Source organism: Streptomyces sp. NPDC048248, from assembly GCF_043201875.1.
In the GTDB taxonomy this organism is placed as follows: domain Bacteria; phylum Actinomycetota; class Actinomycetes; order Streptomycetales; family Streptomycetaceae; genus Streptomyces.
Genome location: NZ_JBICZL010000008.1, coordinates 81,304 through 97,041 on the forward strand (window position 1 = coordinate 81,304; position 15,738 = coordinate 97,041).

Here is a 15,738-nt window from a genome sequence, read left to right on the forward strand (position 1 = left end):
ACACCGGAGGAGCGGGCGGGGGCCCACGAAGAGGGGGACACCGTTCCGGTGTCCCCCTCGTGCGCCTTACTCCTCGCGGGCGGCGGTGAGATGTTGCGCGTGTTCCTGGAGGGAACGCACGCCCACATCGCCGCGGGACACGGCCTCGATGCCCTGGACGGCGGCGGCGAGCGCCTGGACCGTGGTCAGGCAGGGGATGCCGCGGGCCACCGAGGCGGTACGGATGTCGTAGCCGTCCAGTCGGCCGCCGGTGCCGTACGGGGTGTTGACGATCAGGTCGACCTGGCCGTCGTGGATCAGCTGGACGATGGTCTTCTCGCCGTTCGGGCCCTCGCCCTCGGACTGCTTGCGCACCACGGTGGTGTTGATGCCGTTGCGGCGGAGCACCTCGGCGGTGCCGGAGGTGGCCAGCAGCTCGAAGCCGTGCGCGACCAGCTCACGGGCCGGGAAGATCATCGAACGCTTGTCGCGGTTGGCGACGGAGACGAAGGCGCGGCCCTTGGTGGGGAGCGCTCCGTAGGCGCCGGCCTGGGACTTGGCGTAGGCGGTGCCGAAGACCGAGTCGATGCCCATGACCTCGCCGGTGGAGCGCATCTCCGGGCCGAGGATGGTGTCCACGCCGCGTCCGGACGCGTCGCGGAACCGCGACCAGGGCATGACGGCTTCCTTGACCGAGATCGGCGCGTCCAGCGGCAGGGTGCCGCCGTCGCCGGTCGCCGGGAGCATGCCCTCGGCGCGCAGTTCGGCGACGGTGGCGCCGAGCGAGATCCGCGCGGCGGCCTTGGCCAGCGGCACCGCGGTCGCCTTCGAGGTGAAGGGGACGGTGCGCGAGGCGCGCGGGTTGGCCTCCAGGACGTAGAGGATGTCCCCGGCCATCGCGAACTGGATGTTGATCAGACCGCGGACGCCGACGCCCTTGGCGATGGCCTCCGTGGAGGCGCGCAGCCGCTTGATGTCGAAGCCGCCCAGGGTGATGGGGGGCAGCGCGCAGGCGGAGTCGCCGGAGTGGATGCCGGCTTCCTCGATGTGCTCCATGACGCCGCCGAGGTAGAGCTCGGTGCCGTCGTAGAGGGCGTCGACGTCGATCTCGATGGCGTCGTCGAGGAACCGGTCGATGAGGACCGGGTGCTGGTCGATCAGTCCGGCGTGGCGGGTGAGGTACTCGCCCAGCGACGGCTCGTCGTAGACGATCTCCATGCCGCGGCCGCCCAGGACGTACGAGGGGCGGACCATGACCGGGTAGCCGATCTCGGTGGCGATCTTCTTGGCCTCGTCGAACGAGAAGGCGGTGCCGTACTTGGGAGCGGGCAGACCGGCGTCGGTCAGCACCCGGCCGAAGGCGCCGCGCTCCTCGGCGAGGTCGATGGCCTCGGGCGAGGTGCCGACGATCGGCACGCCGTTGTCCTTGAGCGCCTGCGCCAGGCCCAGCGGGGTCTGGCCGCCGAGCTGGACGATGACACCGGCGACCGGTCCCGCCGCGGTCTCGGCGTGCACGATCTCCAGGACGTCCTCCAGGGTGAGCGGCTCGAAGTAGAGCCGGTCGGAGGTGTCGTAGTCGGTGGAGACGGTCTCGGGGTTGCAGTTGACCATCACGGTCTCGTAGCCGGCGTCGCTCAGCGCGAACGAGGCGTGGACACAGGAGTAGTCGAACTCGATGCCCTGGCCGATGCGGTTCGGGCCGGACCCGAGGATGATCACTGCCGGCTTCTCGCGCGGGGCGACCTCGGTCTCCTCGTCGTAGGACGAGTAGAAGTACGGCGTCCTGGCCGCGAACTCGGCGGCGCAGGTGTCGACGGTCTTGTAGACCGGGCGGACGCCGAGTGCGTGCCGGACCTCGCGGACGACGTCCTCGCGCAGACCGCGGATGGCGCCGATCTGGGCGTCGGAGAAGCCGTGCCGCTTTGCGTCCGCAAGGATCTCCGGGTGGAGCTTCTCGGCGTCCGCGATCTCGTCCGCGATCTCCTTGACCAGGAAGAGCTGGTCGACGAACCACGGGTCGATCTTGGTGGCGTCGAAGACCTCCTGCTGCGTGGCGCCGGCCCGGATCGCCTGCATCACCGTGTTGATCCGGCCGTCGGTCGGGACCTGGGCGGTGCGCAGCAGCTCGGCCTTGTCACCGGGCTCGCCGACGAAGTCGAACTGGCTGCCCTTCTTCTCCAGCGAGCGCAGGGCCTTGTTGAGCGCCTCGGGGAAGTTACGGCCGATGGCCATGGCCTCGCCGACCGACTTCATGGTCGTGGTGAGGGTGGCGTCGGCGGCCGGGAACTTCTCGAAGGCGAAGCGCGGCACCTTCACGACGACGTAGTCGAGGGTCGGCTCGAAGGAGGCCGGGGTCTTCTCGGTGATGTCGTTGGGGATCTCGTCCAGCGTGTAGCCGACCGCGAGCCGGGCGGCGATCTTCGCGATCGGGAAGCCGGTCGCCTTGGAGGCCAGCGCCGAGGAGCGCGAGACGCGCGGGTTCATCTCGATGACGATGATCCGGCCGTCTTCGGGGTTGACCGCGAACTGGATGTTGCAGCCGCCGGTGTCGACGCCGACCTCGCGGATGATCGCGATGCCCACGTCCCGCAGTGTCTGGTACTCACGGTCGGTCAGCGTCATCGCCGGGGCGACGGTGATCGAGTCGCCGGTGTGCACGCCCATCGGGTCGAAGTTCTCGATGGAGCACACGACCACGACGTTGTCGTGCTTGTCGCGCATCAGCTCCAGCTCGTACTCCTTCCAGCCGAGGATCGACTCCTCCAGGAGCACCTCGGTGGTCGGGGAGAGCGTCAGGCCCTGGCCGGCGATGCGGCGCAGCTCCTCCTCGTCGTGCGCGAAGCCGGAGCCCGCGCCACCCATGGTGAAGGAGGGGCGGACGACGACGGGGTAGCCGCCGAGCTCGTCGACACCCTTGAGGACGTCGTCCATGGAGTGGCAGATGTACGAGCGGGCGGACTCGCCGTGCCCGATCTTCTTCTTGACCTCTTCGACGACGCCCTTGAAGAGGTCGCGGTCCTCGCCCTTGTTGATCGCCTCGACGTTGGCGCCGATGAGCTCGACACCGTACTTCTCCAGCACACCCTGCTCGTGCATGGAGATCGCGGTGTTCAGCGCGGTCTGGCCGCCCAGGGTCGGCAGCAGCGCGTCGGGGCGCTCCTTGGCGATGATCTTCTCGACGAACTCGGGGGTGATCGGCTCGACGTAGGTGGCGTCGGCGATCTCCGGGTCGGTCATGATCGTGGCCGGGTTGGAGTTGACCAGGATGACCCGCAGGCCCTCGGACTTCAGAACCCGGCAGGCCTGGGTTCCGGAGTAGTCGAACTCCGCGGCCTGGCCGATGACGATCGGGCCGGAGCCGATGACCAGGACGGACTGGATATCGGTGCGCTTAGGCACGCTGGCCCTCCATGAGAGAGACGAAGCGGTCGAACAGGTAGGCCGCGTCGTGCGGCCCCGCTGCGGCTTCGGGGTGGTACTGGACGCTGAAGGCCGGCTGGTCGAGGAGGTGCAGACCCTCCACCACGTTGTCGTTGAGGCAGACGTGGGAGACCTCGGCACGGCCGAAGGGGGTTTCGGTGACCTTGTCGAGCGGGGCGTCGACGGCGAACCCGTGGTTGTGCGCGGTGACCTCGACCTTGCCGGTCGTACGGTCCTGCACCGGCTGGTTGATGCCGCGGTGGCCGTACTTGAGCTTGAAGGTGCCGAAGCCGAGGGCGCGGCCCAGGATCTGGTTGCCGAAGCAGATGCCGAACAGCGGCGTCCTGCGCTCCAGCACGCCCTGCATCACGGACACCGGGTGGTCGGCGGTGGCCGGGTCGCCGGGGCCGTTGGAGAAGAACACGCCGTCGGGCTCGACCGCGTAGATGTCCTCGACGGTGGCCGTGGCGGGCAGGACGTGCACCTCGATGCCGCGCTCGGCCATGCGGTGCGGGGTCATGCCCTTGATGCCGAGGTCGATCGCCGCGACGGTGAATTTCTTCGTGCCGATGGCCGGCACGACGTAGGTCTCCTTGGTGGCGACCTGGGCGGAGAGGTCCGCGCCCTGCATCTCGGGGGCCTGGCGCACCTTGGCCAGCATCGTGCCCGCGTCGGGCAGCGCGTCGCCGGAGAAGATGCCGACCCGCATCGCACCGCGCTCGCGGAGGTGGCGGGTCAGCGCCCGGGTGTCGACTCCGCTGATGCCGACGACGCCCTGGGCGACCAGCTCGTCGTCCAGGGTGCGGACCGAGCGCCAGTTGGAGGGGATACGGGCGGGGTCGCGCACGACGTAGCCCGAGACCCAGATCTTGCCGGACTCGTTGTCCTCGTCGTTCACGCCGGTGTTGCCGATGTGCGGGGCGGTCATGACGACGACCTGGCGGTGGTACGACGGGTCGGTCAGGGTCTCCTGGTAGCCGGTCATGCCGGTGGAGAACACCGCCTCGCCGAAGGTCTCCCCCACGGCCCCGTAGGCACGGCCGCGGAAGCTGCGGCCGTCCTCCAGGACGAGTACGGCGGGAACCTTCGCAGTTCCCCTGGTGGAGGTCGTCATCGTGCGCCTTCCGTTTCGGTGTGCTCGGTGGTGCTCTGTGTGGTGAGGGCCGCGACCCACGCCGGGTGCTCCGCGGCCCGGTCGGAGCGGAAACCGGAGTCGATCTCCTTGTTCCCGTGCTCCCAGGTGACGATCAGCAGGCCGCCCTCGGGCAGGACCTTGCCGGCGATGCCCTTGTCGAGCCGTGCGCCGCGCAGGGCGGCGGCCGGCACGAAGAAGTCCTGCGCGCCCGGTCGTACGACGTTCAGGCCCTGGTCGGTCAGGGTCAGTTCGACGCGGCTGCGGGTGCCCAGGCCGTGCGCGACGATGCGGTCGAGCCACTGGCCTGCGGTGGTGGAGCCGTGGTAGCGGCCGTGCAGTGTCAGCCGCGGCTCGCCGGCCTCGGCGGGTGCGGCGGGCAGCTCGGGCACATCGCCCTGGAGCGTGCCGCGCCACTTCCAGCCCTCCCGCATCAGCCAGTAGACCAGTGCGATGAAGAGCAGCAGGCCGACGACCCAGCCGATCCGCGCGGCCCAGTCGGTGACCTCCGCGGACTTCTGCGCGGCGGCCAGGGGGATCAGAGGAGGAGTCACGCCAGCTTCCCGTCGACGACCGTTGCCCGGCCCCGCAGGAAGGTGTGGGTGACGCGTCCCGGCAGCTCACGACCCTCGTAGGGGGTGTTGCGGCTGCGGGAGGCGAAGCCTGCGGGGTCCACCACTCCACGGTAAGCGGAATCGTGCAGCGTGAGGTTGGCGGGCTCACCAGCCGAGATGGGACGGCCGTGACCTCCGAGGCGGCCGATGTGGGCGGGACGGAAGGACATCCGGTCGGCGACGCCGGCCCAGTCCAGCAGTCCGCTGTCGACCATCGTGTGCTGGACGACGGACAGCGCGGTCTCCAGGCCGACCATGCCCATGGCCGCTGCGCCCCACTCGCAGTCCTTGTCCTCGTGCGGGTGCGGCGCGTGGTCGGTGGCCACACAGTCGATCGTGCCGTCGGCGAGCGCCTCGCGCAGCGCGAGGACATCGGCCTCGGTGCGCAGCGGCGGGTTCACCTTGTAGACGGGGTTGTAGGACCGTACGAGCTCGTCCGTGAGGAGGAGGTGGTGCGGGGTGACCTCGGCGGTGACGTTCCAGCCCTTGGACTTGGCCCAGCGGACCAGCTCGACGGAACCTGCGGTGGACAGGTGGCAGATGTGCACCCGGGAGCCGACGTGCGCGGCGAGCAGCACATCGCGGGCGATGATCGACTCCTCGGCGACCGCGGGCCAGCCGCCCAGCCCCAGCTCGGCGGAGACGATGCCCTCGTTCATCTGGGCGCCCTCGGTGAGCCGCGGCTCCTGGGCGTGCTGGGCCACGACGCCGTCGAAGGCCTTCACGTACTCCAGGGCACGGCGCATGATCACCGCGTCGTCCACGCACTTGCCGTCGTCGGAGAAGACCCGGACACCGGCCGCGGAGTCGTGCATCGCGCCCAGTTCCGCGAGCTTCTTGCCCTCCAGGCCGACGGTCACCGCGCCGATCGGCTGGACGTCGCAGTAGCCGGACTCCTTGCCCAGCCGCCAGACCTGCTCGACGACGCCGGCGGTGTCGGCCACGGGGAAGGTGTTGGCCATGGCATGCACGGCGGTGAAACCGCCGACCGCCGCGGCCTTGGTGCCCGTCAGCACCGTCTCGGAGTCCTCACGGCCCGGCTCGCGCAGGTGGGTGTGCAGGTCGACCAGGCCCGGCAGCAGGATCTGGCCGTCCGCCTCGATCACCCGGGCGCCCTCGGCGCTCAGCCCCGTGCCCACCTCGGCGATGGTCTCGCCGTCGATCAGCACGTCCTGCGGCTCGCCACCGAGGACCTTGGCCCCACGAATAAGGATCTTGCTCATGGTTACTTGCTCTCCTCGGTGCGCGTGCTGGTGCCGGTGCCGGCGGTGATGGCGGGCTCGTTGCCGCCCAGAAGCAGATAGAGGACCGCCATACGGATGCTGACACCGTTGGTGACCTGTTCGACGGCGGTGCAGCGGGGCGAGTCGGCGACCTCGGCGGTGATCTCCATGCCGCGGTTCATCGGCCCGGGGTGCATGACGATCGCGTCCTTCGGCATCCGGGCCATCCGGTCGCCGTCGAGGCCGTAGCGCCGCGCGTACTCACGCTCGGTGGGGAAGAAGGCGGCGTTCATCCGCTCGCGCTGGACGCGCAGCATCATCACCGCGTCCGACCCGGCGACCACGGAGTCCAGGTCGTACGAGACCTGGCAGGGCCACTTCTCCACGCCGATGGGCACCAGCGTCGGCGGCGCGACGAGGGTGACCTCCGCGCCGAGCGAGGTCAGCAGGTGGACGTTGGAGCGGGCCACCCGGCTGTGCAGGATGTCGCCGACGATGGTGATGCGGCGCCCGGCGAGGTCCTGGCCCAGCCCGGCGTCGGCGCCGACCAGGCGGCGGCGCATCGTGAACGCGTCCAGCAGCGCCTGGGTGGGGTGCTCATGGGTGCCGTCACCGGCGTTGACCACCGAGCCGCCGATCCAGCCGGAGGTCGCCAGGCGGTGCGGGGCGCCGGAGTCGTGGTGCCGGATGACGACGGCGTCCGCGCCCATCGCCTCCAGCGTCAGGGCGGTGTCCTTGAGCGACTCCCCCTTGGAGACCGAGGAGCCCTTCGCGGAGAAGTTGATGACGTCCGCCGAGAGCCGCTTGGCGGCGGCCTCGAAGGAGATGCGGGTGCGGGTCGAGTCCTCGAAGAAGAGGTTGACGACGGTGCGGCCGCGGAGGGTGGGGAGCTTCTTGATCGGCCGGTCCGCGACGCGAGCCATCTCCTCGGCGGTGTCGAGGATCAGGACGGCGTCGTCGCGGGTGAGGTCGGCGGCCGAGATGAGGTGACGCTTCATCCGGGTACTCCGTGAGTGAGGGAGGTGTGCGGGAATGTCCGTCGAGCAGGCGAGAGCGCGGCCCCGGGATCACCGGGTCCGTACGCGGTGCGCTATCGCTCGCCTGCCGGGGTGGTCTGCTCGGCTTCCGCGGACCCGTCCGACGAGCCGGGGCGGGGCGGGCGCACGCCGAGCAGCACGGCGTCCCGGCCGTCTTCCTCGGTGAGCTGGACCTTGACCGTCTCCCGCAGCGACGTGGGGAGGTTCTTGCCCACGTAGTCGGCGCGGATGGGCAGCTCGCGGTGTCCGCGGTCGACGAGGACCGCGAGCTGCACGGCGCGCGGCCGGCCGATGTCGCCCAGGGCGTCCAGCGCGGCGCGGATCGTGCGTCCGGAGAAGAGGACGTCGTCGACGAGGAGTACGAGGCGGCCTTCGATGCCGTCGGCCGGGATCTCCGTGCGGCCGATCGTGCGGGCCGGGCCCAGGCGCAGGTCGTCGCGGTACATCGTGATGTCGAGCGAGCCGACCGGGATGGTGCGCCCGGTGATCTCCTGGAGTTTGGCGGCCAGCCGCCGGGCGAGGAAGACGCCCCTGGTGGGGATGCCCAGCAGCACCACGTCTTCCGCACCCTTGGCGCGTTCGACGATCTCGTGGGCGATGCGGGTGAGCATCCGCGCGATGTCCGGGCCTTCGAGCACCGGGCGCGCGGGGATCTGATCCCCTGTGTCGGAACTGCTTGCGTCCATACGAAACGGACCCCCTTCTCCGCCTCACGGGACGGACCTTAAAGGACGTCAAATTACGCAGCCCAGACTACCAGGGGCCGCTCCGGGACCCGGGGGCACCCCCTACGGTCGAAGGTCTGGCCCATTCGGCTTGACGAAGCCAAATTACGCTGCGTAACCTCACAGTGAGTTACCGGCCACGCGGCGGAGCCGCATATCGATACAGCCGTCTGGGGAGCTTTATGTCCAGCGAATACGCCAAACAGCTCGGGGCAAAGCTCCGCGCCATCCGCACTCAGCAGGGCCTCTCTCTCCACGGCGTCGAGGAGAAGTCCCAGGGTCGCTGGAAGGCCGTGGTGGTGGGCTCCTACGAGCGCGGCGACCGTGCAGTGACCGTGCAGCGCCTCGCCGAGCTGGCGGACTTCTACGGCGTACCGGTGCAGGAGCTCCTGCCGGGTACGACGCCCGGCGGAGCGGCCGAGCCGCCGCCGAAGCTGGTGCTCGACCTGGAGCGCCTGGCCCATGTCCCGCAGGAGAAGGCCGGACCGCTGCAGCGCTACGCCGCGACGATCCAGAGCCAGCGCGGTGACTACAACGGCAAGGTCCTCTCGATCCGCCAGGACGACCTGCGCACCCTCGCCGTCATCTACGACCAGTCGCCCTCGGTCCTGACCGAGCAGCTGATCAGCTGGGGCGTGCTGGACGCCGATGCGCGCCGCGCCGTGGCGCACGACGACATCTGACGCCTGACCGTCACCTGCAGAAACGTACCGCCGCCCCGGGCCACCGGGGCGGCGGTTGTTTTTTGTCCGGAACGCCCGGGACGCGTGAGGCGCATGGGGCGCAGAAGGCGGCCAGGCGGCCTTCTCCGGGCACGCGACGAGCCCGGAGCATCCTGCATCACTCCGGGCCCGTTCACGCTCTCTGCCGTCCGCCTACTGCGTTTCGCGCCGCAGGCCCGGCTTCAGCTCCTTGATGCGGCCCAGAAGGCCGTTGACGAAGGCCGGGGAGTCGTCCGTGGAGAACTCCTTGGCGAGCTGTACCGCTTCGTCGATCGCCACCGCGTCCGGGGTGTCGTCCACCCAGATCAACTCGTAGGCGCCGAGCCGCAGAATGCTGCGGTCCACGACCGGCATCCGGTCCAGCGCCCAGTCCACGGAGTAGGTGGAGATCAGGTCGTCAATACGATCGGTGTGGTCCGCGTACCCCTCGATCAACTGCAGGGTGTACTCGTTCACCGGCGGCTGCCGGGGGTCGGTCCGGGCGTGACGCATCCAGTCCGCGAGCACGGACTGCACGTCGGCGCCGCGCTGATCGGCCTCGAAGAGGATCTGGAAGGCGCGCTTGCGGGCCTTGTTGCGGGCAGCCACGGTTAGCTGTTCACCCGACCGAGGTACTCGCCGGAGCGGGTGTCGACCTTGATCTTCTCGCCCTCGGTGATGAAGAGCGGCACCTGGATCTCGTAGCCGGTCTCCAGCGTGGCCGGCTTGGAGCCACCGGTGGAGCGGTCGCCCTGAACGCCGGGCTCGGTGTGCTGGATGACGAGCTCGACGGCGGCCGGCAGCTCGACGTAGAGCACCTCGCCCTCGTGCTGCGCCACGACGGCCTCGAAGCCTTCGAGGAGGAAGTTCGCGGCGTCTCCGACGGCCTTGCGGTCGACCATCAGCTGGTCGTAGGTGTCCATGTCCATGAAGACGAAGTACTCGCCGTCCATGTACGAGAACTGCATCCCGCGCTTGTCGACAGTGGCCGTCTCGACCTTCACACCGGCGTTGAAGGTCTTGTCCACCACCTTGCCGGAGAGCACGTTCTTCAGCTTGGTGCGGACGAAGGCCGGGCCCTTACCGGGCTTGACGTGCTGGAACTCGACGACGGACCAGAGCTGGCCCCCTTCGAGCTTGAGCACCAGGCCGTTCTTGAGGTCGTTCGTGGAAGCCACGGTTGCGGAATCTCCTGGACTGCAGGTGGTGGGTACCTAAAAGCCGCCGCGATGAACCGTATGGCTCACAGTGCGAGCAGCTCCTTGGTCGTGATCGTGAGTAGCTCGGGCCCGCCGTCCGCCTCGGGGCGGACGACGAGTGTGTCGTCGATCCGGACACCCCCGCGGCCCGGGAGGTGAACCCCCGGTTCGACGGTGACCGGCACGCAAGCGTCCAGTTTACCCATGGCGGCAGGCGACAACTGAGGGTCCTCGTCGATTTCGAGCCCCACGCCATGGCCGGTCCACGGCCCGACGCCCTCACCGTACCCCGCCGCGTCCAGCACATGACGCGTCACCCGGTCCACCTCGCGGCACTCCACACCCGGCGCGAGGGCCTCCCGGCCGGCCCGCTGGGCTGCGAAAACGAGATCGTAGAGCTCGATCTGCCAGTCGGCCGGGGTGGTGCCGATGACGAAGGTCCGGCCGATCTCGCAACGGTAGCCGCGGTAGTTGGCGCCGAGGCCGACGGTCAGGAAGTCACCCTCCTCCACCCTGCGGTCGGTGGGCAGGTGCCCGGGACGTCCCGAATTCTGGCCGGTGGCGACGGATGTGGGAAAGGCCGGGCCGTCCGCGCCGTGATCCACCAGCCGGCGCTCCAACTCCAGGGCGAGATGCCGCTCGGTCCTGCCGACGAGAATCGATTCGAGGAGTTCGCCGAGGGCCTGGTCGGTGATCTCGGCGGCGATCCGCAGACAGGCGATCTCATCGTCGTCCTTCACCAGCCGCTGCGCCTCGACCGCGCAGGCCAGGTCCGCGAGTCGCATCCGCGGGGCGACCTGGGAGAGCGCCCGGTGGCGGGTGACGGTGAGATGGTGCTCCTCCACCGCCAGGGTGTCCGCACCGGCCTTGGCGGCCTGATCGGCGCAGGCCACGACGGGGTCACCACCGCGCGTGGGCAGCACGCTCACCCGCACGTCCTCGGCCGGCCGGCCTTCGGAGGGGTCACCGCTCAGCGGCGTTCCGCAGAGCAGGATGTCCTCCTGGGGGCCCAGGAGCAGCGCCGCGCCGGGCGGCGCACAGCCGGTGAGGTAGCGGACGTTGGCGGGGCGCGAGATCAGGGCGGCGGTACTTCCGGTTGCGGCGCAGCGGTCGCGCAGCCGCGTGCGTCGGACCGCGTACAACTCGGACATATCACGAGCCTACGGCGGGTCTCCGCGGACGGCCGGTCGAGAGCAGCCGCCCGGGGGACGCGGGGTTTCCGGCTACCAGTTGGGCGGGCTGGCGATGCTGCGGGCGACGACGTCGTCGAGCACCCGAACGGTCGTCGGGACGTCGTGTGCGGAGTTGTCGATGATCGGCAGCCCGGAGCCGTACCAACCGGCCATCCGGCCGTGGATACGGGCCACCTCTTCGTCGGAGAGCCTGCGGTTGCCGCTGCGTCGGGCATTGCGCTCCAGGACGATCTCCAGTCCGGGGAGCAGCACGATCGGCAGCAGGCCGGGGCCCACATGGCGCTTCCAGCCGCCGAGTCCGACGACGGGCCGGTCGGGGAAGACGGCGTCGTCAAGGATGCAGGAGATCCCGTTGGCGAGGAAGTTGCGGGCCGCGAAGCCGCAGGTGCGGCGGGCGAGGCGGTACTGCGCCTCGGAGTGGTCGTTCCAGCCGGTCTGCGGGTCGGCGAAGCCGGAGCGGACCCATTCACGGACGTCGTCGAGGCTGATGTGCGCGGTCGGCACCCGCCGGGTGTCGGCCCAGTGGCGGGCGACGCTGGTCTTGCCCGCGCCCGCCGGGCCGATGAGCAGCACCGCGACCGCGGCGTTCGCGACATCCGGGGCGGCGGCGTCGGTCGGCGGGCTGGGCAGCGGTACGGGGGCGCCCGGCGGCAGCTGGATGTGGCCGGTGATGTCCGTGCTGTGCGGGGCGGGCGGGGCCTGGTGCGGCGCGGAGCCGTTCCAGCCCTGCCCGGAGGCGGGCGGGGTCGGCGCGGGTGGGGCCGGGGGCGCGGCGGGAGCCGGCTGCGGCGAGGGGGAAGGCGGCGGGCCGGGCGGCACGGGCCCGCCCTGCTGGGGGTTCCAGTTCATGCTGACGCCTTGTCCCGGATGGCCCGGTCCCTGCCGGTGGGGCGGTGGCAGCGGAGCCCCCACTGCGTACTGCATCCGGTGGCTCTCCGTCTCGTGCGGTCGACGTGGTGCGGTGCTCCCCCGGCTCACGCCGGGTGGGGTGCCCCTGGGCGCCGGGCCGGGCCGCCCGGGGTGTCGTGCGGTAACCGACCGGCCCTCAGGGGCCGTTGTGCCCGGCAGTCGTCGGCACGGGCGGTATTACTGCGAACGGTACTCTGCCATCCCCGGCGTTCGCGGTGTGAACGACCGGGGACGGCCGGGAGTGCCCGAGTGCGGGATCAGCCGTTCAGTTCCTCCGCCAGCGCCCGCAGCGCGAGGCGGTAGGAGCCGATACCGAAGCCGGCGACCGTACCGCTGGCGACCGCAGCGATGACCGAAGTGTGGCGGAATTCCTCGCGGGCGTACGGGTTGGAGATGTGCACCTCGATGAGCGGCGCGGTCCGCTGGGCGGCCGCGTCGCGCATGCCGTACGAATAGTGCGTGAAGGCACCGGGGTTGATGACGACCGGAATCGATCCGTCGGCGGCTTCGTGCAGCCAGCGGATCATCTCGCCCTCGTCGTTGGTCTCGCGGACCTCCGCCTCGAACCCCAACTCCTTGCCGAGCGTGGCGCATTGCTCGACCAGACCGGCGTACGAGGTGGCGCCGTACACGTCGGGCTCACGGGAGCCGAGCCGGCCCAGATTGGGGCCGTTCAGCACCAGGACGCGGCGGCTCACGCGGCGATCTCGGCGTGTGCGGCCAGCAGCATCGCCGGGTCCGGGCCCTCCAGCACGGTCGGCTTGGCGAGACCGTCCAGCACGATGAAGCGCAGCCGGTCACCGCGGGTCTTCTTGTCGACCTTCATGGTCTCCAGCAGCTTGGGCCACTGGTCACCGCGGTAGGTCAGCGGCAGGCCGACGGATTCCAGGACCGAGCGGTGCCGGTCGGCGGTGGCGTCGTCGAGGCGGCCGGCGATCCGGCCGAGCTCGGCGGCGAAGACCATGCCGACCGAGACGGCCGCGCCGTGCCGCCAGTTGTAGCGCTCGTTCTTCTCGATGGCGTGCGCCAGCGTGTGGCCGTAGTTGAGGATCTCGCGCAGACCCGATTCCTTGAGGTCCGCGGAGACCACCTCGGCCTTGACCCGGATCGCCCGCTCGATCAGCTCGGCGGTGTGTGCGCCGTCCGGACGCTTGGCGGCCTCCGGGTCCGACTCGATCAGGTCGAGGATCGCCGGGTCGGCGATGAAGCCGGCCTTGATGACCTCGGCCAGACCGGAGACGTAGTCGTGCACCGGCAGCGAGTCGAGGGCGGCCAGGTCGCAGAGCACACCGGCCGGCGGGTGGAAGGCGCCGACGAGGTTCTTGCCCTCGGCGGTGTTGATGCCGGTCTTGCCGCCGACCGCCGCGTCGACCATGCCCAGGACCGTCGTGGGGACGGCGATCCAGCGCACCCCGCGCAGCCAGGTGGCGGCCACGAAGCCGGCCAGGTCGGTGGTGGCGCCGCCACCCACGCCGACGATCACGTCGCTGCGGGTGAACCCGGTCTGCCCCAGCGCCTTCCAGCAGTACGCCGCGACCTCGACGGTCTTGGACTCCTCGGCGTTCGGCAGCTGGATGGCGATCGCCTCGTAGCCCTGGGAGGCGAGGTCCTCGCGCAGCGCCTCGCCCGTGGCGGCCAGCGCCTCCGGGTGCAGCACCGCGACCCGCTGGGCGCTCTCACCGATCAGGCTCGGCAGTTCACCGAGCAGCTGCCGCCCGACGAGCACCTCGTAGGGGTCGGTGCCTGCGGTACCGCCCACCTGGATACGGGTGGCCTGCTCCGTCATGCCTGTTCCTCCCTGTCGGCGGCCCGCCGGGCGTCTCCCGTGGCCTGCCCTAGCTCCAAAGCGTCCATGATCGCGTCGACGACCCCCTCGGGGGTGCGGTCCCCGGTGGCGATCACGGCGCGCGAGACCTCGGTGTACAGCGGGCGGCGGTGCTCCATGAGCTCGCGCCACCGTTTGCGCGGGTTGACGGCCAGCAGCGGGCGCGGCGCGTCGAGGCCGACCCGCTTGATGGCATCGGCGAGTTGGACGTCCAGGAAGACCACCGGGAGGCCCGCAAGCAGCTTGCGGGTGCCGGTGTCGAGGATCGCGCCGCCGCCCAGGGCGAGCACACCGGTGTGGCTCTCCAGGGCGACGCGTACGGCTTCCCGCTCCAGGTCGCGGAAGTACGGCTCACCCTCGTCGATGAAGATCTCCGGGATCGGCCGGCCGGCCGCGGCGACGATGTCCGCGTCGGTGTCCCGGTAGGCGACGCCCAGCCGCTCGGCCAGCAGCGCGCCCACCGTGGACTTACCCGCGCCGGGCGGGCCGATCAGTACGGCGACCGGGGACGTCACTTGATCGCCAGGTTGTCGAGGTAGCTGCGGACGTTGCGACGGGTCTCGGGGACGCTGTCGCCGCCGAACTTCTCCACCACCGCGTCGGCCAGCACCAGCGCGACCATGGCCTCGGCCACGATCCCGGCCGCCGGCACCGCGCAGACGTCCGAGCGCTGGTGGTGCGCCTTGGTCGCCTCGCCCGTGCTCACGTCCACGGTGGCCAGCGCCCGCGGCACCGTCGCGATCGGCTTCATCGCCGCCCGCACCCGCAGCAGTTCACCCGTCGTCAGGCCGCCCTCGGTGCCACCGGAGCGGCCGGAGGTGCGCCGGATGCCGTCGTCCGTCGACACGATCTCGTCGTGTGCCTTGGAGCCCGGCACCCGCGCCAGATCGAAACCGTCACCGACCTCGACACCCTTGATGGCCTGGATGCCCATCAGGGCGGCGGCCAGGCGAGCGTCCAGACGACGGTCCCAGTGCACGTGCGAGCCCAGCCCGACCGGCACGCCGTACGCCAGCACCTCGACGACGCCACCGAGGGTGTCGCCGTCCTTGTGGGCCTGGTCGATCTCCGCGACCATCGCCTTGCTCGCATCCGCGTCCAGGCAGCGCACCGGATCCGCGTCCAGCCTCTCCACGTCCGAGGGCTCGGGGACGACGCCGTACGGCGCCTTCGCCGCCGCCAGCTCCACCACATGCGAGACGATCTCGATGCCGGCCGTCTCCTTGAGGAAGGAACGCGCCACCGCGCCCAGCGCCACCCGCGCCGCGGTCTCGCGGGCGGAGGCGCGCTCCAGGATCGGGCGGGCCTCGTCGAAGCCGTACTTCTGCATGCCGGCGAGGTCGGCGTGGCCGGGACGGGGGCGGGTCAGCGGCGCGTTACGCGCGAGCGCGGCCAGCTCCTCCTCATCCACCGGATCGGCCGCCATGACCTGCTCCCACTTGGGCCACTCGGTGTTGCCCACCATGACCGCCACCGGCGAACCCAGCGACAGGCCGTGCCGCACCCCGCCCAGGAACGTGATCTCGTCCCGCTCGAACTTCATCCGGGCACCACGGCCATACCCCAGCCGCCGCCTGGCCAACGCATCCGCCACCAACTCCGTGGTGATCGGGACGCCGGCCGGAAGGCCCTCCAGCGTCGCCACCAATGCGGGGCCGTGCGACTCCCCCGCCGTCAGCCAGCGCAACCTGCTCAACGGTGCTCCTCATGTACTGCTCATCCGCGTACGGTCTCCCCCTGATCCTCCCACGTCGCACGCGGAGGGCGGCGTGCAGTCCAGG

At 70.6% G+C, this 15,738-nt stretch carries 15 protein-coding genes; 1 reads left to right on the forward strand and 14 read right to left on the reverse strand.

The genetic code is table 11. The features are described from left to right. Positions 1-66: 66 nt before the first annotated feature. The 6 genes from carB to pyrR form a co-directional block, all read right to left on the reverse strand. On the reverse strand, positions 67-3,378 hold the full coding sequence (gene carB / locus ACGFZW_RS18505) for a carbamoyl-phosphate synthase large subunit (RefSeq protein WP_393894198.1): 3,312 nt from the start codon (positions 3,376-3,378) through the stop codon (positions 67-69). Then, positions 3,371-4,513, reverse strand: coding sequence for a glutamine-hydrolyzing carbamoyl-phosphate synthase small subunit (gene carA, locus ACGFZW_RS18510; RefSeq protein WP_393894199.1), 1,143 nt, complete (start codon positions 4,511-4,513; stop codon positions 3,371-3,373). The genes carB and carA overlap by 8 nt, the downstream gene beginning before the upstream one ends. Continuing rightward, positions 4,510-5,085: a hypothetical protein gene (locus ACGFZW_RS18515; protein ID WP_393894200.1), complete on the reverse strand. Its 576-nt coding sequence runs from the start codon at positions 5,083-5,085 to the stop codon at positions 4,510-4,512. The genes carA and ACGFZW_RS18515 overlap by 4 nt, the downstream gene beginning before the upstream one ends. Then, positions 5,082-6,368, reverse strand: a complete 1,287-nt coding sequence (locus ACGFZW_RS18520) for a dihydroorotase (RefSeq protein ID WP_393894201.1) — start codon at positions 6,366-6,368, stop codon at positions 5,082-5,084. The genes ACGFZW_RS18515 and ACGFZW_RS18520 overlap by 4 nt, the downstream gene beginning before the upstream one ends. A 2-nt stretch (positions 6,369-6,370) precedes the next feature. Further along, positions 6,371-7,366 (reverse strand): aspartate carbamoyltransferase catalytic subunit, encoded by a 996-nt coding sequence (locus tag ACGFZW_RS18525; protein WP_393894202.1) that lies wholly within the window; start codon positions 7,364-7,366, stop codon positions 6,371-6,373. A 92-nt stretch (positions 7,367-7,458) separates the two neighbouring features. Beyond that, a complete protein-coding gene (gene pyrR / locus ACGFZW_RS18530; protein WP_393894203.1) occupies positions 7,459-8,091 on the reverse strand; it encodes a bifunctional pyr operon transcriptional regulator/uracil phosphoribosyltransferase PyrR in 633 nt (210 codons plus the stop codon). Between the two features lie 221 nt (positions 8,092-8,312). On the opposite strand from pyrR, the gene bldD reads away from it, so the two are divergent. Beyond that, the gene (gene bldD, locus ACGFZW_RS18535) at positions 8,313-8,813 is read left to right on the forward strand and encodes a transcriptional regulator BldD (RefSeq protein WP_136743645.1); all 501 of its coding nucleotides are present in this window, start codon (positions 8,313-8,315) and stop codon (positions 8,811-8,813) included. A 192-nt stretch (positions 8,814-9,005) separates the two neighbouring features. Here bldD and nusB read toward each other — a convergent pair whose 3' ends face one another. The 8 genes from nusB to aroC form a co-directional block, all read right to left on the reverse strand. Then, on the reverse strand, positions 9,006-9,440 hold the full coding sequence (gene nusB / locus ACGFZW_RS18540) for a transcription antitermination factor NusB (RefSeq protein WP_393894204.1): 435 nt from the start codon (positions 9,438-9,440) through the stop codon (positions 9,006-9,008). Positions 9,441-9,442: 2 nt separating this feature from the next. Continuing rightward, complete coding sequence (gene efp, locus ACGFZW_RS18545) at positions 9,443-10,009, reverse strand: elongation factor P (RefSeq protein WP_393685949.1); 567 nt, start codon at positions 10,007-10,009, stop codon at positions 9,443-9,445. Between the two features lie 65 nt (positions 10,010-10,074). After that, positions 10,075-11,181 (reverse strand): aminopeptidase P family protein, encoded by a 1,107-nt coding sequence (locus tag ACGFZW_RS18550; protein WP_393894205.1) that lies wholly within the window; start codon positions 11,179-11,181, stop codon positions 10,075-10,077. 72 nt (positions 11,182-11,253) lie between these two features. Then, on the reverse strand, positions 11,254-12,147 hold the full coding sequence (locus ACGFZW_RS18555) for a Pro-rich N-terminal domain-containing protein (protein ID WP_393894206.1): 894 nt from the start codon (positions 12,145-12,147) through the stop codon (positions 11,254-11,256). 242 nt (positions 12,148-12,389) lie between these two features. After that, positions 12,390-12,830, reverse strand: coding sequence for a type II 3-dehydroquinate dehydratase (gene aroQ, locus ACGFZW_RS18560; RefSeq protein ID WP_393894207.1), 441 nt, complete (start codon positions 12,828-12,830; stop codon positions 12,390-12,392). Beyond that, positions 12,827-13,918 carry a 3-dehydroquinate synthase gene (gene aroB / locus ACGFZW_RS18565; RefSeq protein WP_393894208.1) on the reverse strand — a complete coding sequence of 364 codons (1,092 nt, stop codon included), beginning with the start codon at positions 13,916-13,918 and terminating at the stop codon, positions 12,827-12,829. The genes aroQ and aroB overlap by 4 nt, the downstream gene beginning before the upstream one ends. Beyond that, complete coding sequence (locus ACGFZW_RS18570; protein WP_393894209.1) at positions 13,915-14,472, reverse strand: shikimate kinase; 558 nt, start codon at positions 14,470-14,472, stop codon at positions 13,915-13,917. The genes aroB and ACGFZW_RS18570 overlap by 4 nt, the downstream gene beginning before the upstream one ends. Next, entirely contained in the window at positions 14,469-15,653 is a 1,185-nt protein-coding gene (aroC, locus tag ACGFZW_RS18575) for a chorismate synthase (RefSeq protein ID WP_393894210.1), read from the reverse strand. The genes ACGFZW_RS18570 and aroC overlap by 4 nt, the downstream gene beginning before the upstream one ends. Between the last annotated feature and the right edge of the window lie 85 nt (positions 15,654-15,738).

Coding starts and splice junctions, on each gene's coding strand:
- aroB (WP_393894208.1), bottom strand. CDS start 13,918: ATGACGGAGCAGGCCACCCGTATCCAGGTGGGCGGTACCGCAGGCACC.
- carA (WP_393894199.1), bottom strand. CDS start 4,513: ATGACGACCTCCACCAGGGGAACTGCGAAGGTTCCCGCCGTACTCGTC.
- ACGFZW_RS18555 (WP_393894206.1), bottom strand. CDS start 12,147: ATGCAGTACGCAGTGGGGGCTCCGCTGCCACCGCCCCACCGGCAGGGA.
- bldD (WP_136743645.1), top strand. CDS start 8,313: ATGTCCAGCGAATACGCCAAACAGCTCGGGGCAAAGCTCCGCGCCATC.
- pyrR (WP_393894203.1), bottom strand. CDS start 8,091: ATGGACGCAAGCAGTTCCGACACAGGGGATCAGATCCCCGCGCGCCCG.
- ACGFZW_RS18520 (WP_393894201.1), bottom strand. CDS start 6,368: ATGAGCAAGATCCTTATTCGTGGGGCCAAGGTCCTCGGTGGCGAGCCG.
- ACGFZW_RS18525 (WP_393894202.1), bottom strand. CDS start 7,366: ATGAAGCGTCACCTCATCTCGGCCGCCGACCTCACCCGCGACGACGCC.
- ACGFZW_RS18550 (WP_393894205.1), bottom strand. CDS start 11,181: ATGTCCGAGTTGTACGCGGTCCGACGCACGCGGCTGCGCGACCGCTGC.